Source organism: Nitrosomonas supralitoralis (genome assembly GCF_003011925.2).
Taxonomy (GTDB): Bacteria; Pseudomonadota; Gammaproteobacteria; order Burkholderiales; family Nitrosomonadaceae; genus Nitrosomonas; species Nitrosomonas supralitoralis.
In genome coordinates, this window is sequence record NZ_PXXU01000190.1 from 1 (window position 1) to 543 (window position 543).

2 protein-coding genes are annotated in these 543 nt (G+C 51.7%); both read left to right on the forward strand.

Annotation, left to right across the window (positions count from 1 at the left end; all coding sequences use genetic code 11):
• Positions 1 to 231, forward strand: a 231-nt coding sequence (tnpA, locus tag C7H79_RS18595; protein WP_206781779.1) for an IS66 family insertion sequence element accessory protein TnpA, incomplete at its 5' end; no start/stop codon positions are given.
• Positions 198 to 543, forward strand: a 346-nt coding sequence (tnpB, locus tag C7H79_RS17370) for an IS66 family insertion sequence element accessory protein TnpB (protein WP_242447364.1), incomplete at its 3' end; no start/stop codon positions are given. The genes tnpA and tnpB, both read left to right, overlap by 34 nt.

Below are 543 nucleotides of genomic sequence, written 5' to 3' on the forward strand. Positions count from 1 at the left end.
GCGTATTGTCGTCAGCATAAGCTGAATTCCAAAACGTTCGCGAACTGGTTGCGGGTTTATCGTTCTCAACCAGTTGCTGCAGTTGCGTCGACTTTAATTCCGGTTGAGTTCAAGTTGGAGCCTTCGTCATCGGGGTCACTGTGTTTACGTTGTCCGCAAGGCCATACGCTAGAACTACCAGCAGAGATATCACCCCAATGGCTGGGGAAATTGCTGAAATGCCTGGATTGATTGCTAATCCGGGTAGCATCTGGCTGGCAGTAGAGCCGGTTGATATGCGTCGTGGTATTGATGGTTTGTCGATGCTGGTACAGCAGTCTTTGGAGCATGCGCCCTGCGCAGGTTCAGCTTTTGTGTTTTGCAATCGTGCCGGAAATCGCATCAAGGTGTTGCTGTGGGACGGCACAGGCGTGTGGTTGTGCCAGCGCCGTTTGCATCAGGGCAAATTTGTTTGGCCAAAGTCGGATGAACGCTGTTTTACGTTGACGCAAGCGCAGTGGAATTGGCTAATAGCCGGTGTCAATTGGCAGCGATTATCGGCGC